At 66.8% G+C, this 21,247-nt stretch carries 24 protein-coding genes; 12 read left to right on the top strand and 12 right to left on the bottom strand.

The window, feature by feature from the left end; translation table 11 throughout:
* Positions 1 to 16: 16 nt before the first annotated feature.
* The 4 genes from EV647_RS09255 to EV647_RS09240 all read left to right on the top strand — a co-directional run bounded on the left by EV647_RS09255 (position 17) and on the right by EV647_RS09240 (position 5,197).
* Positions 17 to 1,009, top strand: a complete 993-nt coding sequence (locus EV647_RS09255; protein ID WP_134000967.1) for a sugar ABC transporter permease — start codon at positions 17 to 19, stop codon at positions 1,007 to 1,009.
* The gene (locus tag EV647_RS09250; RefSeq protein WP_134000965.1) at positions 1,006 to 1,956 is read left to right on the top strand and encodes a carbohydrate ABC transporter permease; all 951 of its coding nucleotides are present in this window, start codon (positions 1,006 to 1,008) and stop codon (positions 1,954 to 1,956) included. Before EV647_RS09255 ends, EV647_RS09250 begins: the two co-directional genes overlap by 4 nt.
* 51 nt (positions 1,957 to 2,007) lie before the next feature.
* Entirely contained in the window at positions 2,008 to 3,696 is a 1,689-nt protein-coding gene (locus tag EV647_RS09245; protein WP_238177112.1) for an ABC transporter substrate-binding protein, read from the top strand.
* 61 nt (positions 3,697 to 3,757) lie between these two features.
* A complete protein-coding gene (locus tag EV647_RS09240) occupies positions 3,758 to 5,197 on the top strand; it encodes an alpha-L-fucosidase (protein WP_202876084.1) in 1,440 nt (479 codons plus the stop codon).
* A 125-nt stretch (positions 5,198 to 5,322) separates the two neighbouring features.
* On the opposite strand, the gene EV647_RS09235 is transcribed toward EV647_RS09240, so the two are convergent.
* From EV647_RS09235 to EV647_RS09225, 3 genes are read right to left on the bottom strand one after another with little or no spacing between them, the layout of a single operon-like run.
* Positions 5,323 to 6,015, bottom strand: coding sequence for a FadR/GntR family transcriptional regulator (locus tag EV647_RS09235; RefSeq protein ID WP_134000959.1), 693 nt, complete (start codon positions 6,013 to 6,015; stop codon positions 5,323 to 5,325).
* 12 nt (positions 6,016 to 6,027) lie between these two features.
* Positions 6,028 to 6,783: an SDR family NAD(P)-dependent oxidoreductase gene (locus EV647_RS09230; protein ID WP_134000957.1), complete on the bottom strand. Its 756-nt coding sequence runs from the start codon at positions 6,781 to 6,783 to the stop codon at positions 6,028 to 6,030.
* The gene (locus EV647_RS09225; RefSeq protein ID WP_134000955.1) at positions 6,780 to 7,640 is read right to left on the bottom strand and encodes a fumarylacetoacetate hydrolase family protein; all 861 of its coding nucleotides are present in this window, start codon (positions 7,638 to 7,640) and stop codon (positions 6,780 to 6,782) included. Before EV647_RS09225 ends, EV647_RS09230 begins: the two co-directional genes overlap by 4 nt.
* 263 nt (positions 7,641 to 7,903) lie before the next feature.
* Here EV647_RS09225 and EV647_RS43650 point away from each other — a divergent pair, with 263 nt between their 5' ends.
* Positions 7,904 to 8,236 (top strand): ATP-binding protein, encoded by a 333-nt coding sequence (locus EV647_RS43650; protein WP_134000953.1) that lies wholly within the window; start codon positions 7,904 to 7,906, stop codon positions 8,234 to 8,236.
* Here the strand turns inward: EV647_RS43650 and EV647_RS09215 are convergent.
* The 5 genes from EV647_RS09215 to EV647_RS09195 all read right to left on the bottom strand — a co-directional run bounded on the left by EV647_RS09215 (position 8,160) and on the right by EV647_RS09195 (position 11,963).
* Positions 8,160 to 8,594, bottom strand: a complete 435-nt coding sequence (locus EV647_RS09215) for a hypothetical protein (protein WP_134000951.1) — start codon at positions 8,592 to 8,594, stop codon at positions 8,160 to 8,162. The two genes, EV647_RS43650 and EV647_RS09215, sit on opposite strands and share 77 nt — an antisense overlap.
* A gap of 79 nt (positions 8,595 to 8,673) precedes the next feature.
* On the bottom strand, positions 8,674 to 9,684 hold the full coding sequence (locus tag EV647_RS09210; protein WP_134000949.1) for a Gfo/Idh/MocA family protein: 1,011 nt from the start codon (positions 9,682 to 9,684) through the stop codon (positions 8,674 to 8,676).
* Positions 9,684 to 10,451 (bottom strand): SDR family NAD(P)-dependent oxidoreductase, encoded by a 768-nt coding sequence (locus tag EV647_RS09205; RefSeq protein WP_134000947.1) that lies wholly within the window; start codon positions 10,449 to 10,451, stop codon positions 9,684 to 9,686. Before EV647_RS09205 ends, EV647_RS09210 begins: the two co-directional genes overlap by 1 nt.
* A gap of 99 nt (positions 10,452 to 10,550) precedes the next feature.
* Positions 10,551 to 10,931, bottom strand: coding sequence for a RidA family protein (locus EV647_RS09200; RefSeq protein WP_134000945.1), 381 nt, complete (start codon positions 10,929 to 10,931; stop codon positions 10,551 to 10,553).
* Positions 10,932 to 10,976: 45 nt separating this feature from the next.
* On the bottom strand, positions 10,977 to 11,963 hold the full coding sequence (locus EV647_RS09195) for an NAD-dependent epimerase/dehydratase family protein (protein ID WP_134000943.1): 987 nt from the start codon (positions 11,961 to 11,963) through the stop codon (positions 10,977 to 10,979).
* A gap of 122 nt (positions 11,964 to 12,085) precedes the next feature.
* On the opposite strand from EV647_RS09195, the gene EV647_RS09190 reads away from it, so the two are divergent.
* Entirely contained in the window at positions 12,086 to 12,265 is a 180-nt protein-coding gene (locus EV647_RS09190) for a hypothetical protein (RefSeq protein WP_134000941.1), read from the top strand.
* On the opposite strand, the gene EV647_RS09185 is transcribed toward EV647_RS09190, so the two are convergent.
* Positions 12,262 to 12,648, bottom strand: coding sequence for an SRPBCC domain-containing protein (locus EV647_RS09185; protein ID WP_166679835.1), 387 nt, complete (start codon positions 12,646 to 12,648; stop codon positions 12,262 to 12,264). The genes EV647_RS09190 and EV647_RS09185 overlap by 4 nt on opposite strands.
* Before the next feature lie 207 nt (positions 12,649 to 12,855).
* Here EV647_RS09185 and EV647_RS09180 point away from each other — a divergent pair, with 207 nt between their 5' ends.
* The 3 genes from EV647_RS09180 (at position 12,856) to EV647_RS09170 (ending at position 15,311) form a co-directional block, all read left to right on the top strand.
* Positions 12,856 to 13,683 carry a GRP family sugar transporter gene (locus EV647_RS09180; protein ID WP_134000937.1) on the top strand — a complete coding sequence of 276 codons (828 nt, stop codon included), beginning with the start codon at positions 12,856 to 12,858 and terminating at the stop codon, positions 13,681 to 13,683.
* A 216-nt stretch (positions 13,684 to 13,899) separates the two neighbouring features.
* Positions 13,900 to 14,589, top strand: a complete 690-nt coding sequence (locus EV647_RS09175; protein ID WP_134001905.1) for a GAF and ANTAR domain-containing protein — start codon at positions 13,900 to 13,902, stop codon at positions 14,587 to 14,589.
* 80 nt (positions 14,590 to 14,669) lie between these two features.
* Positions 14,670 to 15,311: a hypothetical protein gene (locus tag EV647_RS09170; RefSeq protein ID WP_134000935.1), complete on the top strand. Its 642-nt coding sequence runs from the start codon at positions 14,670 to 14,672 to the stop codon at positions 15,309 to 15,311.
* 1 nt (position 15,312) lies between these two features.
* On the opposite strand, the gene EV647_RS09165 is transcribed toward EV647_RS09170, so the two are convergent.
* From EV647_RS09165 to EV647_RS09155, 3 genes are all read right to left on the bottom strand, one after another.
* Entirely contained in the window at positions 15,313 to 16,206 is an 894-nt protein-coding gene (locus EV647_RS09165) for a DMT family transporter (protein ID WP_134000933.1), read from the bottom strand.
* 63 nt (positions 16,207 to 16,269) lie between these two features.
* Positions 16,270 to 17,208 (bottom strand): hypothetical protein, encoded by a 939-nt coding sequence (locus tag EV647_RS09160; protein WP_238175235.1) that lies wholly within the window; start codon positions 17,206 to 17,208, stop codon positions 16,270 to 16,272.
* A gap of 8 nt (positions 17,209 to 17,216) precedes the next feature.
* Positions 17,217 to 18,158 carry a hypothetical protein gene (locus tag EV647_RS09155; RefSeq protein WP_238177111.1) on the bottom strand — a complete coding sequence of 314 codons (942 nt, stop codon included), beginning with the start codon at positions 18,156 to 18,158 and terminating at the stop codon, positions 17,217 to 17,219.
* Between the two features lie 120 nt (positions 18,159 to 18,278).
* Here EV647_RS09155 and EV647_RS09150 point away from each other — a divergent pair, with 120 nt between their 5' ends.
* From EV647_RS09150 to EV647_RS09140, 3 genes are all read left to right on the top strand, one after another.
* Complete coding sequence (locus tag EV647_RS09150) at positions 18,279 to 19,412, top strand: glycoside hydrolase family 99-like domain-containing protein (protein ID WP_134000924.1); 1,134 nt, start codon at positions 18,279 to 18,281, stop codon at positions 19,410 to 19,412.
* 104 nt (positions 19,413 to 19,516) lie between these two features.
* A complete protein-coding gene (locus EV647_RS09145) occupies positions 19,517 to 20,446 on the top strand; it encodes a metal ABC transporter solute-binding protein, Zn/Mn family (protein ID WP_134000922.1) in 930 nt (309 codons plus the stop codon).
* Positions 20,443 to 21,246, top strand: a complete 804-nt coding sequence (locus EV647_RS09140) for a metal ABC transporter ATP-binding protein (RefSeq protein ID WP_134000920.1) — start codon at positions 20,443 to 20,445, stop codon at positions 21,244 to 21,246. Before EV647_RS09145 ends, EV647_RS09140 begins: the two co-directional genes overlap by 4 nt.
* Position 21,247: the final 1 nt, after the last annotated feature.

Raw genomic sequence — 21,247 nt, 5'->3', positions numbered from 1 at the left:
TGGACGAGGAGGTTCCATGGCAACGCTGACAACTGTCCGGCCGCCCGCGGGTGAGCTGCCGAACCGGCCGAAGAGGCGACGCCGACGGGAGCGCCCGGGAATCAAGGGGTTCCGGCGCAGCCTGCGGCGGCACTGGACGATGTACCTGTTGATGGTCGTGCCGCTGATCTGGTTCGCCGTCTTCAAGTACATCCCGATGTCGAACGCGGTCCTGGCGTTCAAGAGCTTCAACGTGATCAAGGGCATCTGGGGAAGTCCCTGGGTGGGTTGGCAGAACTTCGAACTGTTCTTCCACAACCCGGTGTTCTGGACCCTGGTGAAGAACACCTTCCTGCTCTCGGTCTACACGGTCGCGGCCAGCTTCCCGATCGCGATCATCCTCGCCCTGGCGCTGAACGAGATCCGCACCGGCCTGTTCAAGCGGACCGTTCAGCTGGTGACGTACGCGCCGTACTTCATCTCGACGGTGGTGGTCGTGTCGATGACGATCCTGGTGCTGTCACCGCGGCTCGGCCTCGTCAACGACGCGATCGGGTTCTTCGGCGTACCGTCCGTGGACTTCCTCGGGAACCCCGACTACTTCCGCCACATCTACGTGTGGTCGGACGTGTGGCAGACCACCGGGTACTCCGCGGTGATCTACCTGGCCGCGCTGTCCGGCATCGACCCGGCGCTGCACGAGTCGGCCAAGATCGACGGCGCCACGCGGTTGCAGCGGATCCGGCACGTGGACCTGCCGGGCATCATGCCGACCGCGGTGATCATCCTCGTTCTTGCCGTCGGCAACATCATGGCGATCGGGTTCGAGAAGGCGTTCCTGCTGCAGAACCCGCTCAACCTGAGCGAGTCGGAGATCATCGCGACGTACGTCTACAAGACCGGTCTGCTGAACGCCGACTTCAGCGGGGCGACCGCGGTGGGGCTGTTCAACTCGGTGATCAACCTGGTCCTGCTGCTGATGGTCAACACGATCGCCAAACGGATCACCGGGAACGGATTGTGGTCATGAGCGTCCAGACTGAAGCCAGAACGGTGCCGAGCAAGAGGGGCGAGCGTCAGGCGGCACGCGCACGCCGGATCCACGAGCCGCGCACGGACCGCATCTTCTTGTTCTGCGTGTACCTGCTGCTGGCAGTGTTCTTCCTGGTGGTGCTGCTGCCGCTGCTCTACATCGTGGCCAGCTCGTTCAGCAGTCCCGCGGCGGTGTCGTCGGGGCGGGTGCTGTTCTGGCCGGTGGACTTCTCGCTGCGCGGGTATCACGCGGTGTTCGAGAATCCGCAGATCGTCCAGGGGTACCTGAACTCGTTGTTCTACACGGTGGTCGGCACGATCGTCAGCGTCACCATGACGGTCGCGATCGCGTACCCGCTGTCGCGCCGTACGCTCGTCGGCCGCAATGTCGTGATGACGCTGATCCTGTTCACGATGCTGTTCACCGGCGGGCTCATCCCGACGTACCTGGTGGTGCAGTCGGCCGGCCTGCTGGACACCCGGTGGGCGCTGATCATCCCGCAGGCGATCGGTGTCTGGCAGGTCATCATCGCCCGCACCTATTTCCGTACGGCGATCCCCGAGGAACTGGTCGAGGCCTCCCAGCTGGACGGCTGCGGTGACCTCAGGTTCCTGTGGTCGGTGGTGATCCCGTTGGCCAAGCCAATGATCGCGGTGATCGCGCTGATGTACGCGATCATGCAGTGGAACTCGTACTTCGACGCCCTGATCTACCTGAAGAACCCGGACCTGTTCCCGCTGCAACTCGTGCTGCGCAACATCCTGATCCTGAACACCACCGGAGGCGGGGCGGTCGACGCCTCCATCGTGATCCAGCGCCAGGAACTCGCCGATCTGCTCAAGTACTCGCTGATCGTCGTCGCCAGCGTGCCGGTGCTGCTCATCTACCCGTTCGTCGCCCGCTATTTCACCAAGGGAATCCTGATCGGCGCCGTCAAGGGCTGATCCCGGTACCACCTCCGTATCACCCCAACCCCTGTGAGGGACGTAATGTCTGTGAAACTCAGTACGCGGAGGCGTGCCGCGATCGTCGGCACCAGCCTCCTGGCACTCGCCCTCGTGGCCTGCTCCGGCAGCAAATCGGACGACGACTCGGCGAACAAGCCGTTGCCGACGATCACCGGAAATCCCGACGTCACGCTGAACGTCTTCGCGCCGCAGTCGGCCGACACGAACCTGGCCACGAACGACTTCACCAAGCTGATGAAGCAGAAGTTCAACGTCACCATCAAGTGGCAGACCACGACGTTCGACGGCGGTCCGTCGAAGGAGAAACGGCAGATCTCGCTGGCCAGCGGCGACTACCCCGATCTGTACCTGCTGATCCCCTGGGTCGACCAGTTCACCACGGCGGAGCTGCTCAAGCTCGGCAACCAGGGTGTCGTCGTACCGCTGAACCAGCTGATCGACCAGTACGCGCCGAACATCAAGAAGGCGCTGGACTCCACGCCCGAGTGGAAGGCGATGGCGACCGCGCCGGACGGCAAGATCTACGGGATGCCGCAGTGGGTCGACTGCTTCCACTGTTCGTACCCGGACAAGCTGTGGATGAACTCGGCGTGGCTGAAGAAGCTGGGCCTCGAGCAGCCGAAGACCACCGAGGACCTGCGGAAGGTGCTCCAGGCGTTCAAGACCCAGGACCCGAACGGCAACGGCAAGGCCGACGAGATCGCGCTCAGCGCGAACGTCCGCGACAACCTCATCCCGTACTTCATGAACGCCTTCATCTACGACCCGCAAGGGCAGAACAACAGCGGCGGCAACAACGCCACACTGGTTCTCAACAACGGCAAGGTCGACGTCCAGGCGAACAAGGACGGCTGGCGCGAAGGCCTGCGGTACATCAACTCGCTCTACAAAGAAGGCCTGATCGACAAAGGTGCCTTCACGCAGAACCCGGACGCGATGCAGCAGCAGGGCAACCACGGCGGCTCGGTCATCCTCGGCGCGGGCACCGTCATGCATTCGGGCATCTTCGTCACCGTCGGTTCGGCGGACGGGCGGGACCAGCAGTACGACGCGGTACCGCCGCTGACCGGTCCGAGTGGCGCGAATTACGCCAGCTACGTCTTCCCGAGCATTCCCGGCGCCACGTTCGTCCTGACGTCGAAGGCCACACCGGAGAAGCAGATCCAGGCGATCAAGATGCTCGACTACATCTTCACCGATGAGGGACAGAACAACGGACAGTTCGGCATGGAGGGCAAGGCCTGGACCAAGCCCGGTCCCGGCGATGTGGCGCTCGACAAGTCGCTGAAGCCGAGCTTCAAGCAGATTCCCCTGAAGCCCGGGTCGAAACCGCGGAACAGCGGCTGGGGTCCGCTGGCGCAGTACAACAACACCGCGAAGTACCGCAACTCCGAGGTCATCGACACCGACACCCACTCGCAGGCGGGGTACGAACGCAAGCTGTTCGATGCCACCAAGCTGTACGCCGGTCACGAGGACAAGGCCCAGATCTACCCGTTCTGGAAGGTGTGGATCGATCCGACGCTGGCCAACGAGGTCGCGACGCTGCAGACCAACATCGAGAACTACATTCAACAGAACGCGCTCCAGTTCGTGACCGGTTCGAAGAACATCGACACCGACTGGGACAGCTACGTCAAGGGTCTCGACGGCCTCGGCCTGAAGCGGTACCTGGAGATCCAGCAAACGGCGTACGACAAGGTCCCCAACAAGTAGCCCACCCCTCGGGACCGGCCGGAAGGCCGGCCGGTCCCCAGCACTGATGAGGAGTCAAACCGTGGCTGTCGGCCCCTTCGAGCCGTCGTTCGAGTCCCTGACCACGTTCGAGTGCCCGGACTGGTTCCGGGACGCGAAGTTCGGCATCTGGTCGCACTGGGGGCCGCAGTCGGTGCCGCGGTACGGCGACTGGTACGCGCGGCACATGTATCGCCAGGACACCGATCAGTACCGCTACCACCTCCGCACCTACGGGCACCCGTCGACGGCCGGCTACAAGGACGTCGTACGGCAGTGGAAGGCGGAGCGGTTCGATCCGGACGGCCTGATGGAGCGGTTCGTCGCGGCCGGCGCGCGGTACTTCGTCGCGCAGGCCGTGCACCACGACAACTTCTTCAACTACGAATCCAGCCTCAATCACTGGAACTCGGTGAAGGTCGGGCCGGGCAAGGACATCGTCGGACTGTGGAAGGCGGCCGCCGACGAGCGCGGAATCCCGTTCGGGATCACCGAGCACCTCGGCGCCGCCTTCAGTTGGATGGCGGTCAACAAGGGCAGCGACAAGCACGGTCCGTTCGCCGGCGTCCCGTACGACGGAACAGATCCGGCCAACCGCGATTTCTACCTCGACAACAGCCGGTATCTCTCGGACGTCGAGGTCCCGGATCCCTGGTACTGCAACGACCCGCAGTGGCACCGCTACTGGCTCGACGCGGTGACCGAGATGATCGACCGGTACCAGCCCGACCTGCTGTACTCCGACGGGCCCCTGCCGTTCGGCGAGGTCGGTTACACGCCTGGTCTCGAGGCGGTCTCCCGGTTGTACAACACGAGCGTGCGACTCCATGGGACGAACCGTGCCGTCTATCAGCAGAAGGATCGCCGGCCCGAGGTGAGTGCCGTCGGTGTGATGGACATCGAGCGCAGTCAGACCCCGGCCATCCATCCGTTGCCGTGGCAGACCGATACCTCGGTCGGCGACTGGTTCTACAACGTCCGCGACGTGTACAAGACCGCCGGCCACGTGATCGAGATGCTGGTCGACATCGTCTCGAAGAACGGCAACCTCCTGCTGAACGTGCCGCAACAGCCCGACGGCACCGTCGACCTCGAGTGTTCGCAACTGCTCGACGACCTCGGTTCCTGGACCCAGACCTGCGGCGAAGGTATCTACGGCACCAGACCGTTCCGGGTGTTCGGCGAGGGGCCGGCGAGCGTGGTCATCGACGGGTTCACCGAAGACCGCGTGAACTGGACGAGCTCCGACTTCCGTTTCACCCGCCGAGACGACACCGTCTACGCATTCCAGATGGCGTGGCCGACCGATGGACGCGCGGTGATCCGCAGCCTCGCAGGGCACGAGTCCGTCGCCGCGGTCCGCCTGCTCGGCCACGGCCCCGTCCCCTTCGAGCAGGCCCACGGCATCCTGGTGGTCCGGCTCCCCGAAACACGACCGGTCAACGTCGCACACTGCCTAGCCATCGAGGTACACACCGAGTGACCCAGATGCGTACCCTCACCACGGTGCCCGACTGGGGCAGACCGATCGGTGATGTCAACGGGGCGGTCGGGTCCGGCAAGACCTCGGTGCCGATCGTCGTACTGACCACCGACGCCGGTCTCGGTTCACGCGGTCGTAGGGGCTGGGGTCAGGTTGCGGCGGATCCAGTTCTCGATGCCGGCGACGTGCGACAGCGACAACGCGGCGGCGACGCTGGGCTGCCGGTCGCCGATCGCGAGGGCGATCGCGCGATGCTCGCGCTTCGTCTGCTCGAAGGCGTCCTCCTGGGTGACCGCTCGCCAGGTCCGGGCTTGGTGAGTGCGTCCGGCGACGCTGTCGACCAGCGAGCACAGCACCGGATTGCCTGCTGCCGTCGCGATTCGGTGGTGGAACTCGAGGTCGTTCGCGACCATGTCGCCGACCGGGCTGTCGATGTCGACAGCCTCGGTCAGCGCGAGCAGCTCGGCCACGTCGTCGGCGCTCATCAGGAGCGCGGCCTTCTCGGCGGCCATCGGCTCGAGAGCACGGCGTACCTCGAACAGGTCGAGGATGCCCGAGTCCTGATGGAAGTCGATGATGAAGCTCATCGTCTCCAGGAGCAGGTCCGGCGTCAGGCTCGTGACATAGGTCCCGTCGCCCCGTCGTACGTCAAGGATCCGCAGCATCGACAGCACACTGACCGCCTCGCGCAACGGGCTCCGCGAGATGCCGAGCTGGTCGGCGAGATCCGCCTCGCGGGGCAGCTTGTCGCCCGGCTTGAGGCGGCCGTCGAGAATCATCGTCTTGATCTTCTCGATCGCGACATCGGTCAGCGCCATCCCGCTCCCTTCTCAGTCCTTCGGGCGTAGGCGCAGCGTAGCCATGCCGCCGTCGACAGCGAGCGCAGTACCCGCCGTCGAGCCGGAGGAAGGTCCGGCCAGGTAGACGACGGCGAGCGCGACCTCCTCGGCGGACACCAGTCGCCCGTGCGGCTGACGGGCGTCGAGGGCGGCCCGCTCGGCGACGGGATCGGGCGCCGCGTCGAGGAGGCGCTGCACCCAGGGAGTTGCCGCCGTACCGGGGTTCACGCAGTTGACCCGGATACCTTCGCGGAGATGGTCGGCGGCCATCGCCAGCGTCAGCGACTGCACCGCGCCTTTCGTTGTGGAGTAGAGCGCTCGCTGGGGGATGCCGGTGGTCGCGGCGACCGAGGCGACGTTGACGATCGCGGCGGCCGGCGACTGACGCAGGTACGCGAGAGCGGCCCGGCTGACCCGGACCGCGCCCATCACGTTGACGTCGAAGACCCGGTGCCACTGGTCGTCCGGGTTGTCCTCGATCGTGCCCTGGGCGCCGATGCCCGCGTTGTTGACCACCACGTCGATCCGCCCGAACGTGTCGGCGACCTGCTGAACCGCCGTACGCACACTCGCGTCATCCGTCACGTCGGCCTTGATACCGAGCACGCCCTGCGGGACATCGGCGGGTTCGAGGTCGAATGCCGCGACGCGTGCACCTCGTGTGGTGAGTTCGCGGGCGACGGCCGCGCCGATACCCGACCCGCCTCCGGTGACGATCGCGACCAGGCCGTCGAACTCGAGGCTCATTCGGCGGCCTCGAACGCCACGTACTCCTGGCGCTGCCGGCCCAGACCGTCGATCTCGACCTCGACGACGTCGCCGGGCCGCAGGTACGGGAACCGGCCCGACAGCGCCACGCCCTCCGGCGTTCCCGTCATGATCAGATCGCCCGGGTCGAGCACCATGTACTGGCTCAGGTGGTGGATGACCGTCGCGACGTCGAAGATCTGGTCAGCGGTGCTGGAGTCCTGCCGCGGCTCGCCGTTGACGAAGCTGCGCAGACTGAGCTTCTGGTGCTCGATCTCGTCGGGGGTGACCAGCCAGGGACCGACCGGGCTGAAGCCGGCCGCGATCTTGCCCTTGCTCCACTGGCCGCCGGACTGCTCGATCTGGAAGGCACGCTCGGACAGATCGTTGGCCACCACGAAACCGGCCACATGCTCCAGGCTGTCCGCGGGGGAGTCGAGGTACGACGCGCGCTTGCCGATCACTACTCCGAGCTCGACCTCCCAGTCCGTTTTCGTGCTGCCCTTGGGGATCGTGACGGGGTCGTTCGGGCCGGCCAACGTGTTCGGCGCCTTGAAGAAGATGACCGGCGACGTCGGCGGCTCGGCGCCCGACTCGGCGGCGTGCGCGGCGTAGTTCATGCCGATGCAGACGATCGCGCCCGGCCGGGCGATCGGTGCACCGATCCGCAGGTCGCCGGCGTTCTCGAGGAGCGGCAGTTCATCGGCGGCCAGTGCGGCCGCGACGCGGGCCGGCCCGTCCGACTCCCAGAACCCGGCGTCGAGATCCGCGGTGAGTCCGGCGAGGCTGCGGACGCCGTCCTCGGTGACGACGACCGGCGCTTCCGCGCCGAGAGGACCCAAGCGGGCGAACTTCATCGCACTACCTCCAGATCGTATCTTTCACCGCGTCTGAGTGGCTTCGTGGCGGCTCTCGTTCACATTGACAGGTGAAACATATGATGTCTAGCGTGCTGTCCACAGTTCAGAACGCTGGGGAGCAGACGTGATCCCTCGCCGCACGTAGTCTCACCGCTGGCCGCAGCGGTACAGGGTGTCAGGGGCGCCGCCGAGGATGGGCGGACGACCGCCGGTCGCCGACGGTGGCTTGCTGCCGTAGGTCTCGGGGGCCGATCGAACGCATGGTCGGCAACCTGGTCGACAATGCGATCGCCTACAACCGTCCAGGCGGCCGGATCGACATCACCACCGGACGGGAGAACGGTCAAGCGGTACTGCGCATCGGCAACAGCGGAGCCGTGGTCACCCCGGAGCAGGCGCACCGACTGCTCCAACCTTTCGTCCGTGGCGACGGTGCCCACGACGGCGACATCTCCATCACGGCCCGTCCGACCGGCGGCCTGGACATCACGCTCCGCTTCCCTCGGAACGCTCAGCTCAGGCGAGCAGAGCACCGAATCTCTGCTCGACTGCCTTCAGGGTCTGCTCGACTGTCTGACCATCGACCACGATGACGCGCGCGTCGGTCCCTCCGAGCTGACTTCGGACCAGCTCCCAACCCCAGACCAGACCGCTGTGATCGCCGCCCGGATTCCTGCCTTCCAGCCGTGCGAGCTGTTCGTCCTTGGAAGGCATCAGCCACACCGCGTTCTCGGCAACCCCAGCCATCGCGGGAGTGACAAAGGCGCCCTCGACAACAACCGATGTCCCCACCGGCAACGCCTGGACGTCCTCGACAATCATCGGCCGACGATCGAAGTCCCCCGGCCCGCTCCCCAACACATGAAGCCCCGCCGCAGCCGCCCGCTCCTCATGATCGGAGGCATGCGCATCCACGCTGTACCAGACAAATCCGTACTTCCGCGCCAGCAACCGACTGACCGTCGTCTTACCCGCCCCAGCAGGCCCACCCACCCAGAAGATCATATAAATCAAGTCTATCCAGGGCGTCCTAGTCAGCCGGGCCGGTCAGGTGCACGGTCTGGCCGGTGGTGATCGAGTCCTCGATCGCGCAGATGATCTGGGTGACGAGTACGCCGTGGTCGATGTCGGGTCCGAGGTCGCCACCGTCGACGAGCCCGGCCGCGAAGTCCTGCACCATCCACACCGCAGGGCCGACCTGTGATCGCCCGATCCGGCCGGAGACCGGCCACGCCGACCGATACTTGTCACTCACCACGGTGAGGCCCTGATGCGACAGATCCGCGGTCACCGACCCCTCGGTGCCGATCACCTGGAACCGGAAGTCGACGATGCCGTCACCGGCGTCCGGGAGCGTCCACGCCGATGAGAGCGTCGCCGTCGATCCGTCGTCGAAGGTGACCAAAGCATGGACGACGTCCCACGTGTCGACGCCGCGCTTCGCCAGGACACCACGAGATCCGACCGCGCTGACCGATGCGGGCCTCCGGCCCGTAAGCCACAGAACAAGGTCGACGGTGTGGGGCATCAGGAACCACGCCGGTGATGACTGCGCAGCCCACGACAGCATCGTGGTCGGCACGAAGAAGGAGTTGCTCAGGGTGGCTGATGCCGTGATCGGTTCACCAACGCTCCCCATCGCGGCCTTGGCTTGCACGACATGCGGGTTCCAGCGGTTCTCGAACCCGACGAGGCATCGAACGCCCGCGCGGTGGACCGCGACGGCAATGGCGCGGGCATCGTCCAGGGTGGTGGCGACCGGCTTCTCGATCAGCAGGTGCTTACCGGCTTCGGCCAGGTCGACGGCGACCTGGCGGTGGGCGAAGTCGGGTGTCGCCACGATCACGGCGTCCGGATCGAATGCCTCGAGCAACTCGGGATGCGACCCGGTGACAGGTAGACCCGTGGCGGCCCTGGCCTCCTCGGCCACCTTGGCCGAAGGCTCTGCGAGCCCGACGACGGTGACGTCCGGCTGTCCCTCGAGAGCCTCGGCGAACAGCCTCCCGCGCAGCCCGGCGCCGACAATGCCTATGGTGACCATCAGAACAGTGTGAAGCCGCCGTCGACCTTGACGACAGAGCCGGTCATGAAGCTGGACGCCTCGCTCGCGAGGAAGATCGCCACCGGCCCCAGTTCCGGCGGCAACCCGTAGCGCTTCATGGCGGCGGGATCGACACACCACTGCTTGAACTCCGGCTGGTCGACCGGCGACATCTCCGTGAGGAAGTACCCCGGTGCCATCGCGTTCACGCGGATCCCGTGCGGCGCCCACTCGGCCGCCAAGGCCTTGGTCAGTTGATGGACCGCGGCCTTGGACGACAGGTACGACGCCTGCCAGCGGGGCTGGTTGACGATCTCGGCCGACATCGAACCGACGTTCACGATCGTGCCTCCGCCCCGCTGCGCCATCCGGCGTCCGACCGCACGACTGCAGTACCAGACACCGTCGACGTTGACGGAGAACACCTCGTGCCAGGCTTCGTCGGGCGTCTCGAAGGCCCGGCCGGCGACACCGATGCCGGCGTTGTTGAGCAACACGTCGATCTCGCCGAACTCGGTGCTGACCTGCTCGACCGCACGTTCGACGTCCTCCACATCGGACACCTCGAGCTGGACGCCGTACGCGCGAATTCCGAGCTCGCGCAGTTCGTCCGCGGCGGCTTCGGCCGCGGCGAGCGTGCGCGCCGTCACCGCCACCGCCGCCCCCGCGTCACCGAGCGCCTCGGCCATCGCCCGTCCAAGCCCCCGGCTGCCACCGGTGACCAGAGCCACCTTGCCCTCGAGGGAGAACTTCTGCATGGCGTTCATGGCGTCCTTTCGCTCGGGTGCTCCGTCAGCCGGCGTGCCGTGGCTCGAGGATGACACGTGGGGAGCTGTCGTCGCTGCTGTTCATCGACCGGGACGGGGTTATCCGATGAAGGCTGTCATTCGGATCGAGACGAGTAGGCCGGGTAGGTCGGCGCCGAGTTTGGCGACGTATCGCGTCGGCGGATCGGACGGGAACCAGCGCGCGTATTCCTCGTTCAGGCCGGTGAAGTCGGTGGGGTTTGTGAGCAGCACGCCGACCTCGACGACGTCGTCCAGGGTGGCGCCGGCGGCGCGAAGGATCGCCTCGCAGTTCGTCAGTGCCTGCCTTGTCTGAGCTTGGATGGTGCTCTCGACGAGGCTGCCGGTGCTCGGGTCGATGCCGGCGGTGCCCGAGACGATCACGTGAGGTCCGGCTTTGACCCCTTGGCTGTAGAGCGGCGAAGTCGGAGCGTTCGCGGTCGTGATGATCTGCCGGGCCATGAGGGTTCCTCCCTGTTCTCACATTCCGTCCGCCAGGTTGGTCGGTCAGCTTGTGTAGCGGGTTATCAGGGTGTTCATGGCTTCGTCGATGCTGGGGTCGATGCGGCGGCGGGCCGGGTCTTCGTCGTACCAGCTGATGATCTCGCGGGCGCCGGATTCGAACGGGATGGTGGCGACGAAGTCCGGGACGACGCGGCGCAGTTTGGTGTTGTCGAAGACGGCTGAGTGGGTCTTGTCGCCGAGGAGACCGGCGCCCCACGCTGGATGTGCCGCGGCGATGGCGTCCGACGGAACGTGGACGATCTGCGCGGACGTGCCGGCCGCACTGGCCAGCGTCTGAGCGATCTGGTCCCAGGTGAGGACGTCGTCGGAGGTGATCTGGAAGGCCTCGCCGAGGGTGCGGGGGTGGCCGAGCAGCGGAACCAGGCCGCGCGCGAAGTCCCGGTGGTGGGTCAGGGTCCACAGGGAGCTGCCGTCGCCGTGGACCACGACGGGCTGACCGCGGCGCATGCGTTCGACGATCGTCCAGCCGCCGTCGAACGGGACGAGGGTCCGGTCGTAGGTGTGCGAGGGCCGCACGATCGTGACCGGATAGCCCTCGTCGCGGTACAGCGCGGTGAGGAGGTCTTCGCAGGCGATCTTGTTGCGTGAGTACTGCCAGAACGGGTTGCGCAAAGGCGTCGACTCGGTGATCGGCAGCCGGGCCGGTGGTGTCTGGTACGCCGATGCGGAACTGATGAAGACGTACTGGCCGACCCGTCCTCGCAGAGCGTCGGTCCGGGCGCGCACCTGATCAGGTGTGAACGCCAACCAGTCGACCACGACATCGAAGTCCTGGCCGGCCACTTCGGCGAAGGCCGATGCGTCGTCGACGTCGGCGGTGAGCACTCGCGCCTCCGGAGGAAGCGGGCGAGTCGAGGTCTTGCCGCGGTTGACGACCGTGAGGTCGAGCCCCGCCTCAACTGCTTGCCACGAGCAAGCCGAACTGATGATTCCCGTCCCGCCGAGAAAGAGCACACGCACGCCAGTCATCCAGACAACTCCTCGAGGTCGTAGCGCGATCATCGCATGAGCGAACCTGACGTCCAGGGAATGGACGGGGCGTGAGACGGGAACCGGGAGGGCGATTCCCGTTCCGCTGTTCGGAGGTCATCATGAGTACGACACCTGTACCGCCCGTGCCGCCGCTGCCCGATCCGACGGATCCGGACCGGTCCTTCCCGGGCCGGACCGACCCGGACACCGATCCGGACACCACGCCGTACCCGGACCCCGAGCCGCAGCCGGACGAAGACCCCGACGAGCAGCTTCCGAGGCCGGGCGGGATGAGCTAGCCTGCTCCGCCCGCCGACTTCGGGAGGTACCGGGGAGCGGTAGCCGGGGCCCTTCCCTCCACCACCTGCCGGAGGCGGTCGAGGGCACCCATCCACAGAGTGTCGAACTGGGCCAGCAGGCTGTGGCGGATGCCGCCGTGGGTCAGGATCAGGTGCGTTTCGTCGTGCCCTGGGACGACGTCCACCAAGACGGTGCTGGTGGGGTGCGGCGGATCGTCGAAAGCTGCCCGGAAGTAGTGCGGAGGTTCGCAGGCCGTCACGATCCCGGTCTGTTCGGCCCGCGCCTGTGTCGCGACCATGAACCCGCCGTACTGCGTGTCGCTCAGTACGGTCGGCCCGAGCCAGCTACTGAGATGCTCCGCCCTGGTAATGAGCCTCCACAAGCGGTCCGCATCACAACCGAACGTCCGTACATACCTCAACTGCGGCGCCCGATCGGTGCGCGTCGCTCGCGTCTCTGTTGTACGAGCCATACCGGGCCAGTGCCCCTTGACCGGCTTTCGCAATCACGGTTCTGCTGAGTAGAAAACCGACTCGTTGGGCACCCGATCCCCATTCGAAGCCGCACGCCGAAGTGGAGGATCGAGCCGGTGGGTATCGCGTTGGCGCTGGCGTCGGCACTGTGCTTCGGATTGTCGGACTTCGCGGCTGGACTGGCTGCCCGCCGAGTGCGCAGTCCGGTCGTGGTGTTCGTGGGGCAGCTCGTCGGATGCGTGCTGGTCACGGCCCTCGCTCTCGTCGTCTCCCATCCCCATGTCACCGGCGCGGATCTCGGGTGGGGAGCGCTGTCAGGGATCGGTACCGGGCTGGGCGCAGTGTGCCTCTTCCAGGCTATGAGGATCGGCCGGCTGAGTCTCGTCGTACCGCTGAGCGACGTTGCCGGGGTCGCCGTGCCGGTGATCATCGGCGTGTTCTTGCTGCACGATCAGATCGGGTGGACCGCGTGGTGCGGCTTCGCGATCGCCGCACCCGCGATCTGGCTGATGGCCGGCAGCCACCGGACCCGCGGTGCGCATTCCACCGGCGCCGGGTGGGCGCTTCTGTCCGGGGCAGGATTCGCGTTGCAGTACGTCGCTCTCGCGCGCGCCGACGCCGGCGCCGGCCTGTGGCCGCTGGCGCTGAACCGGCTCGTTGCCATGCTCACGGTCGCGCCGCTGGCGGCCCGGCCGGTCCACCTCCGGATGAACCGCCGCACCGCCGCACTCACCGTTGCCTCGGGGCTTCTGGGTACGTCGGCCATCGCGGCATTCCTTCTTGCGAGCCGCGAACAGGCGCTGTCCGTGGCGGTCGTGCTGACGTCGCTGTACCCCGCCGTACCCGTGCTTCTGGGCATCACGGTCCTTCGCGAACGTCTGACACGTCCCCAGGTCCTGGGCCTGGCCTGCGCGACAGCCACCGTCGTACTCGTTTCGTTGTAGTCGCCGGCACGATCGGGACTGGTGCGAAGTTCGGGATGGTGGCAAGCTCTGCCTTGGCGACTGTTGGGCAGTCAGCAGCCGGATGCTTCACTTGGGCTGTCCAGGAGGACCTATGGCCGTTAGCGGCGTTGACACAGCATGAGCGAGATCGAAAATGACGCTCTGGAGTTCGGCGCTCACGAGCCGGCATCCGAAAGCCGGCTGCGGCTGGCCGAGATGGTTGACGAGACGGCCGACATCTTTGCGCGACTGGCGGTCGACTTGCACAGCGCCGGTGGTGTCGAGGAAACCGTTGATGCGGTCGTGCAGTTCGCTCTGCAGGCGTTGGCCTGCACCTATTCCGGGGTGGCGCTCCACACCCGGGGCCGGCGGCCGGAGATCCCGGCCGTGACGGATCCCGTCGTCGCCGAGATCTTCAATCTGCAGATCGATGACGGGACCGGCCCGTTGATCGAGTCGTTGCGTCACCAGAGGGTGGTGCTGGTCCGCGACACCGCGGTGGATGCCCGGTGGCCGGTGTGGGCCGCGGAGGTGGCTCGTCTCGGGGTCCGCAGTGTGCTGGATGTGCCCTTGGCCGTCGGCGCCGCCAGTTCGCGGTCGTTCGGCGTGCTCGGGTTGTACTCCCCGGAGCCGGACGCCTTCGGTCCGGACGACGAGGCGATCGCCCACATCCTCGCCAGACACGCATCGGTCGCGGTCGCCACTGCCAGGCACGAGCAGACGATGGCGCAGGCGGTCGACGCGCGGAAGCTGGTCGGCCAGGCGATGGGGATCCTGATGGAACGGTACGGCCTCGACGGTGACCGCGCGTTCGCGATCCTCAAGCGCTACTCCCAGGACACCAACACCAAACTGCGCGACGTGGCCCAGCAACTCATCGACACCCGCAAGCTGCCCCGGACCTGACGTTCGGCCCGTTTCGTGCCTGCCCGCAGGCCTCGTCAGTGCGCCGAATGAAGTGCGAGGCATCGGGCACAAGGTCCGGTATGCCTGAGCTTCCCGCACCGCGACCTGTCCTGTGGCCGCTCCGGCCGCAGGCGTCGGCCCGCGTCTCGAGGACGGCCGCTGACGGCCAGGTGCGTGTGACCATCGAGCACGCTCCGCTCGCCGGTGTCACACCGGAGATGCTGGCCTGGTGGTACCGGCACGTGCCCGGCACCATGATGTACGCCGGCACCCGGCAGCCGCGCTACCTCGTCTGGCATCCGCTCGACCACATCTCCTACGAGATCGAGTCGCCAGGTGTCGACGGCGGCGTCAGCCCTGGCGCCCGGCTGCACATCACCGAGGCTCTCGGGCGGAATCTGGACACCCTCATCGACATCCACGTCGGTGTCGAGGAGATCGACGACCGCTCGGCCACGATCGCCAAACGCGTCCTCGGGTCGAGCCTCGTCCGCCTCGAGAACGAGTACCACGCGATCGGCGGCGACACCCGCTACGTCACCCACCTGGTCCTCGGAGACGACACCGTCCACGGCCACCTCCTGCTCAACAAGGTCGCCCGGACGAAGGCGTTCCCGGAGCGCAAACTCGGCCCGTGGATCCGCCACCACATCGAGGAGATCGGCAACCTGGAGAACTTCCTCCCCGACCTCGTCCGCTACCACGCCGACAACGAGCCGTAACTCACGATCTGAGCCGGATGCGCTGGGTCGCGAAGTAGGAGCCGGCGAGGATCAGGACACAGCCGAGCAGCTGGAGCGGAGTCGGCCGCTCGCCGAGGATCAGCGCACCCAGAGCGAGGGCGCCGACCGGAGTGAGCATCAGGAGTACGGCGCCGACGTGGCTGGGCAGATGCGGTGACGCCGTGGCGACGAGGAGCCAGCCGAGTACGGTGCCGGCGAGCGCGACACCGGTGAGCCAGCCGATGACCTTCCATCCCGGAGCGAGGTCGACGCCGTGCCACAGCGATCCGGCGGCCAGGGCGACCACGCACGCCGCGGCGATCACCACGGAGTAGTTCTGGATCGGTGAGCCTTGCCGGCCGCCTCGCCGAAGGAGGAACAGGAAGACCGAGTAGCAAACGGCCGCCAGCGTGGCATGAACGGTGCCTGCGAGCGGTTCGGTCCCGGACGCGCCGCCTCCCGCGACCCCTGAGGTGAGAACGACTCCGGCCAGCAGGACCGGTACCCAGGCCAGATAGCGAGCGGTCACGCCTTCGCGATCCGCGACCCACGCCAGCAGGGGAACCAGGACGACTTGTACGTTCACGAGCACCGTCGACAGGCCTGCACCGACCTCGAAGATCGCTTGCGTCCACAGGAGCATGTCGCCCGCGAAGAAGGCGCCGGCCAGCGCGGCGAACGAGACGTCGCGGCCGCGGAGCGGTCCCCCGCGACGCCTCTCGAACCAGGCGAGGACGATGAGCGGTGGCAGTGCCAGCAGACATCGATAGACACTGGCGGTGCCCGGGGTCGCGCCGGCCAGGTCGATGAGAACCGAGGACACGGACACCAGCAGCGCGCCGACCGCGAGGGTCAGCTGCGCCTGACGATCACTGACGAATCGGCGCCCACTCATCTCTCCGTCAGTGCCCTCAGCACGCGACATCATGCGTGCTGAGGGCGGCCGACCCGATCGGGGCTACTCGCCGAAGAGCTGCGGTTCTTTGCCGGGCTCGAGGATGTGGCGGAAGTAGACGGGGTCAGTGAAGGTTGCCGGGACCTTGCCGAGGCCCTGGATGACCGTCGAGGTGCCGTTGGCGTGGCCAACGGCGTACAGGTAGCCGGATCCGGTGTCCTTGTCGATGCCGAGCAGCAGCGATCCGTACGCGCCGCACTTCGTGAGCACCAGCGCCTCGAAGCCTTGCCAGGTCGAACTGCGGACCTTCTTGACGATCGGCTTCATCGGCGAGGTCAGGGGGAGCCGGATCGTGTAGAGGGCGCCGCCCCGCGTGGTCGCCAGGAAGGTGTCGTACGTCGACGTCTGGCTGAGCAACGCCATCGTCTTCACCGCCGCGAACCCGCCTGCGGATTGTGGGTTGGTCCAACCGAACCCGCCCTTGGAGTCCCACCGGGTGAGCGTGCCGTTGCTGCGCAGCGAGTAGTGGTTGACCAAGGCCCAGGGATCGGTATCGTTCGGGTAGCTCGACTCGAGGAAGGTCGCGTCACCCCAGCCGCCACCGACTCGGAAGTTGTGGTGCTGCTCCGGGTCGATCTCGCCGTTCTCCTTGACGATGTAGTAGCCGCTGTAGAGGCCCGAGCCGATCACCACGTGGCCGGAGTACATGCGGCCGGGACTGGGGAGGACGAGTCCGTTGGTGATCGCACTGCTCATCCGAGGCAGGCCCTCGGGGTAGATGTCGGGATAGCTCGGCTTCTCCTGCACCGTTGCCGGCGAGCCGGCGGTGATCACGCGGTCCGTGTGACCGCGAGCGGCGGTCACCGACCCGACCTCGATCTTGCACCCCGCGGTGGCGGCGGTGTCAGCAGCGAGTGCCTCGCCCGGAGTCCCGGCGAGAACGCCCGTCACCAGCGCGGCAGCAGCTGCCACACGCCCCGCCGTACAAAGTCGTCTCGACATGGTGATCATCACTCCCCGAACAGCATCGGGTTGTCGCCCGGGCGGAGGACGTGGCGGAAGTAGACGGGGTCGGTGAACGTCTTGGGCACCTTGCCGAGTCCCTTGATGACGGTGGCGGTTCCATTGGCATGACCAACGGCGTACAGGTATCCCGCACCGGTGTCCTTGTCGATGCCGAGCAGGATCGTTCCGTAGACGCCGCACTTCTCGATCACCATCGCCTCGAAGCCCTGCCAGGTCGAGGCGCGGACCTGCTTCACGATCGGCTTCATCGGCGAGGTCCGGGGGATCCGGATCGTGTAGAGCGCGCCGCCTCTGGTGTTCGCCAGGAAGGTGTCGTACGTCGCGGTCTGGCTGATCAGCGCCATCGTCTTGACCGCGGCGAACCCGGTCGCGGTCTGTTTGTTGCTCCAGACCGTCCCGGAACGGTCGTCCCAGCGGGTGAGGGTGCCGTCGCTGCGCAGCGAGTACTTCGAGGTGAGGACCGGGGGATCCGGATACTTCCAGTACGTCGTCGAGTCGAAGAAGGTCGCGTCACCCCAGCCGCCGCCCACCCGGCTGAGGCCGACCGTCGGCCGGTCGACCGAGCCGTCCTCCTTGAGCAGATAGCCGCTGCCGTACAGCGTCGAGCCCATCACCACGTAACCGGAGAACCGCCCGCCGGTACCGGTGACGTCCGGATCGTTCTCGAGCGACCCGCTCAGCCGGACTTGGCCGTCAGGGTAGATGTCGGTGTAAACAGGGGTCTCCTGCACCGTCGGCGGCGACGTGGCCGTCACGATCGTGCGCGTGTGGTCGCCGCCGGCCGTCACGGATCCCGGGGCCATGCGGCAGGCTGCGGAGGCGGCCGTACCGGCCGTCGTTCGTGCGGTCGCGACGCCGGTACCGGTCCCCGTCAGGAGAATCGCGGTGGCGGCTGCAGTGAGGGCAGTACTCAGACGAACGGACATCATGGTCCCTCGGGTCACAGTACGTGGTAACGCTTCTGCTTACTCGATACCACGCAGGACCGGAAAGTTGCGCCGGGCACGCACAAACCAACACCCGCCGGCGAATGAAATGATTGATTGATGGATCGACCGCAGGTATTCGCGTACTACTTCCCGGACTGGCACCGCGATCCGCGGAACGCGCAATGGTTCGGCGAGGACTGGGACGAGTGGCAGCTGCTCGAAGCGGCGCGGCCACGGTTCGAAGGACACCGGCAACCGCGCATCCCCATCGACGGCCGCTTCGACGAGGCCACGCCGGCCGCGGCGGAAGCGCAGATCCGGCTGGCCAAGCAGTATGGCGTCGACGGCTTCCTGGTCGACTACTACTGGTACGACGACGGTCCCTATCTCCAGGCGGCCCTCGACGACGGGCTGCTCGCCGCCCGGAACAGCAACGACGTCAAGTTCGCGTTGATGTGGGCGAACCACGAACTCGTCGACATCTTCCCGCACGACGACCCATTGAACGACTCACCCCAGCGGCTCAAGAACGGTGCGATCGATCGCGCCGCGTTCGAGAAGCTGGCCAGGCACGTCATCGACAGGTACTTCGCGCGCCCGAACTACCTCACCGTCGACGGCCGCCCGTGGCTGTCGATCTACGAACTCGGCAGCCTTATCGCCGGCCTCGGCGGAGTCGAGGAGACAGCGGACGCGTTGCAGTGGTTCGACGAACAGACCAGACAGGCGGGCTTCGTGGGACTCCACCTGGACGCGGTGATCTGGGGTGTCGGCGTACTGCCCGCGGCGATCACGCTCGACTCGCCGGCCGGCCTGGTGCGGAGACTCGGCTTCCGGTCCGCGACGTCGTACGTCTGGGTGCATCACGCCGACCTCACCGGGTTCGAGTTCCCGCGCGCCGAGATCGGGCCGTTGCGCGAGGCCGCCTTCGCCGAGTACGAGCGGTACGTCGCGGACCTCGACATACCGTTCTACCCGAATGTGACCGTCGGGTGGGACGCGTCCCCGCGCGCCGACCAGAGCCGCCCGTTCGAGCGCGGCCGCTACCCGTGGACAACGACGTTCGATCCGACGCCTGAGGAGTTCAAGGACGGATTACTGCTGGCCAAGTCCTTCCTCGAACGCCACCGCCAACCACATCCGATCATCACCGTCAACGCCTGGAACGAGTGGACCGAGGGCTCGTCCCTGCTCCCCGACACCCACAACGGCTACGCCTACCTCGAGAAGATCCGCGACGTGTTCGGCTGAGAACGGGCGCACCTCGTCCCTGGAGGGGCGCGGCTGGCGGATCCGGAGTGGATGCGATAATGATAACGGTTGTCATTTCACTCCGCTCGAAGATTGGTTCTGCCATGAGTCGCAGACTGTTCGCTGTGCCCGCTGTTGTCACCGTCGTCGCTCTGGGGCTGAGCGGCTGCTCGGGCGGTGCCGCCGCCGGGCCCACCTCGTCGCCCGGCGCGTCCGGCGGCGCGAAGATCAAGGTGGTCGCGTCGACCGACGTCTGGGGCGATCTGGCCGGCACCGTCGGTGGCGACAAGGTCGAGGTCACCTCGATCATCACCAGCCCGGATGCCGATCCGCACGAGTACGAAGCGAACACCCGCAACCAGTTGGCGCTGGCCGATGCCGCGGTGGTGCTCGAGAACGGCGGGGGCTACGACGACTTCATGGACCGGATGCTGAAGAGCGCCGAGAACACCTCGGCGACCGTGCTGAACGCGGTGACCATCTCCGGCAAGAAGGCGGCCGGAGGCGAGGAGCTCAACGAGCACGTCTGGTACGACTTCCCGACGGTCGCGAAGGTCGTCGATCAGATCCAGCAGGCCTACGCCAAGGCGGCGCCCGGCGACGCGTCGACGTTCCAGCAGAACGCGGCCGCGCTCAAGCAGAAGATCGAGGCGCTGACCCAGGAGGAGGCGACCCTGAAGGCGAAGTACGACGGTCAGCCTGTCGCCATCACCGAGCCGGTGCCGGTCTACCTGCTCGACGCGGTCGGCCTGCAGAACAAGACTCCGGACGAGTTCAGCGAGGCCATCGAGGAGGACACCGACGTACCGGCGAAGGTACTGAACGAGACCTTGCAGCTGTACAGCAGGCACGAGGTCAAGCTGCTCGCGTACAACGCGCAGACCACCGGTCCGGAGACCGAGAAGGTGCTGACCGCCGCCAAGCAGAACAACATCCCGGTGGTACCGGTCACCGAGACCCTCCCGAGCGGCAAGGACTACGTGGGCTGGATGTCGGCGAACCTCACGGCGGTCGGCGCCGCACTCGGGCAGTGAGCGTCGTACTGCGCCTGGAGCGAGCCGCGCTCGGCTTCGGCGCTCGCACGCTCTGGGAAGGACTCGATCTCGAGGTCAGCAGTGGCGAGTTGATCGCCGTACTGGGCGCCAACGGGTCGGGCAAGTCGAGCCTGCTGAAGGTCGTTCTCGGCCAGGTCCGGTTGTGGTCCGGGTCGGCGACGTTCCTTGGTACGCCGGTACGGCGGGGCGATCGGCGGATCGGCTACGTACCGCAACAGCGGCTGGCCGAGGACGGCGTACCGCTCCGCGGCCGGGACCTCGTGGCGCTCGGGGTGGACGGGCACCGGTGGGGTGTTCCGATCCCGTCCCGGGCGCGGCGTCAGCGGGTCAACCAGTTGCTCTCGTCGGTCGGAGCGGAGGCCTACGCGTCCACTCCGCTGTCGTCGCTGTCGGGCGGCGAGCAGCAAAGGTTGCGGATCGCGCAGGCGCTGGCGGCCGATCCGCGGCTGCTGTTGTGCGACGAACCGCTGCTGTCGCTCGACCTGCCGCACCAACGGCTGGTCAGCGATCTGGTCGACGACGCCCGCCGGCGGCTCGACCTCGGCGTCCTGTTCGTCACCCACGACATCAACCCGATCCTCGACAAGGTCGATCGGGTGCTCTACATCGCGAACCACCGGTTCCGGATCGGTACGCCGGACGAGGTGATGACCACCGACGTACTGAGTGAGCTGTTCGACGCCCCGGTCGAAGTGATCCGGCACAACGGACGGATCCTGGTCGCGGGTGTGCCGGACCAGGACCCGTACCACCACCCGGAAGCGGCGGTGCTCCGGTGAT

Origin of the sequence: Kribbella sp. VKM Ac-2566 (assembly GCF_004366005.1) — a bacterium.
Lineage (GTDB): Bacteria > Actinomycetota > Actinomycetes > Propionibacteriales > Kribbellaceae > Kribbella > Kribbella pratensis.
This window is presented reverse-complemented; position numbering and strand designations above follow the sequence as displayed.

Coding starts and splice junctions, on each gene's coding strand:
- EV647_RS09255 (WP_134000967.1), top strand. CDS start 17: ATGGCAACGCTGACAACTGTCCGGCCGCCCGCGGGTGAGCTGCCGAAC.
- EV647_RS09250 (WP_134000965.1), top strand. CDS start 1,006: ATGAGCGTCCAGACTGAAGCCAGAACGGTGCCGAGCAAGAGGGGCGAG.
- EV647_RS09235 (WP_134000959.1), bottom strand. CDS start 6,015: ATGGCGCTGACCGATGTCGCGATCGAGAAGATCAAGACGATGATTCTC.
- EV647_RS09230 (WP_134000957.1), bottom strand. CDS start 6,783: ATGAGCCTCGAGTTCGACGGCCTGGTCGCGATCGTCACCGGAGGCGGG.
- EV647_RS09225 (WP_134000955.1), bottom strand. CDS start 7,640: ATGAAGTTCGCCCGCTTGGGTCCTCTCGGCGCGGAAGCGCCGGTCGTC.
- EV647_RS43650 (WP_134000953.1), top strand. CDS start 7,904: ATGGTCGGCAACCTGGTCGACAATGCGATCGCCTACAACCGTCCAGGC.
- EV647_RS09210 (WP_134000949.1), bottom strand. CDS start 9,684: ATGGTCACCATAGGCATTGTCGGCGCCGGGCTGCGCGGGAGGCTGTTC.
- EV647_RS09205 (WP_134000947.1), bottom strand. CDS start 10,451: ATGAACGCCATGCAGAAGTTCTCCCTCGAGGGCAAGGTGGCTCTGGTC.
- EV647_RS09200 (WP_134000945.1), bottom strand. CDS start 10,931: ATGGCCCGGCAGATCATCACGACCGCGAACGCTCCGACTTCGCCGCTC.
- EV647_RS09195 (WP_134000943.1), bottom strand. CDS start 11,963: ATGACTGGCGTGCGTGTGCTCTTTCTCGGCGGGACGGGAATCATCAGT.
- EV647_RS09190 (WP_134000941.1), top strand. CDS start 12,086: ATGAGTACGACACCTGTACCGCCCGTGCCGCCGCTGCCCGATCCGACG.
- EV647_RS09175 (WP_134001905.1), top strand. CDS start 13,900: ATGGTTGACGAGACGGCCGACATCTTTGCGCGACTGGCGGTCGACTTG.
- EV647_RS09170 (WP_134000935.1), top strand. CDS start 14,670: ATGCCTGAGCTTCCCGCACCGCGACCTGTCCTGTGGCCGCTCCGGCCG.
- EV647_RS09165 (WP_134000933.1), bottom strand. CDS start 16,206: ATGAGTGGGCGCCGATTCGTCAGTGATCGTCAGGCGCAGCTGACCCTC.
- EV647_RS09160 (WP_238175235.1), bottom strand. CDS start 17,208: ATGTCGAGACGACTTTGTACGGCGGGGCGTGTGGCAGCTGCTGCCGCG.
- EV647_RS09155 (WP_238177111.1), bottom strand. CDS start 18,158: ATGTCCGTTCGTCTGAGTACTGCCCTCACTGCAGCCGCCACCGCGATT.
- EV647_RS09150 (WP_134000924.1), top strand. CDS start 18,279: ATGGATCGACCGCAGGTATTCGCGTACTACTTCCCGGACTGGCACCGC.
- EV647_RS09145 (WP_134000922.1), top strand. CDS start 19,517: ATGAGTCGCAGACTGTTCGCTGTGCCCGCTGTTGTCACCGTCGTCGCT.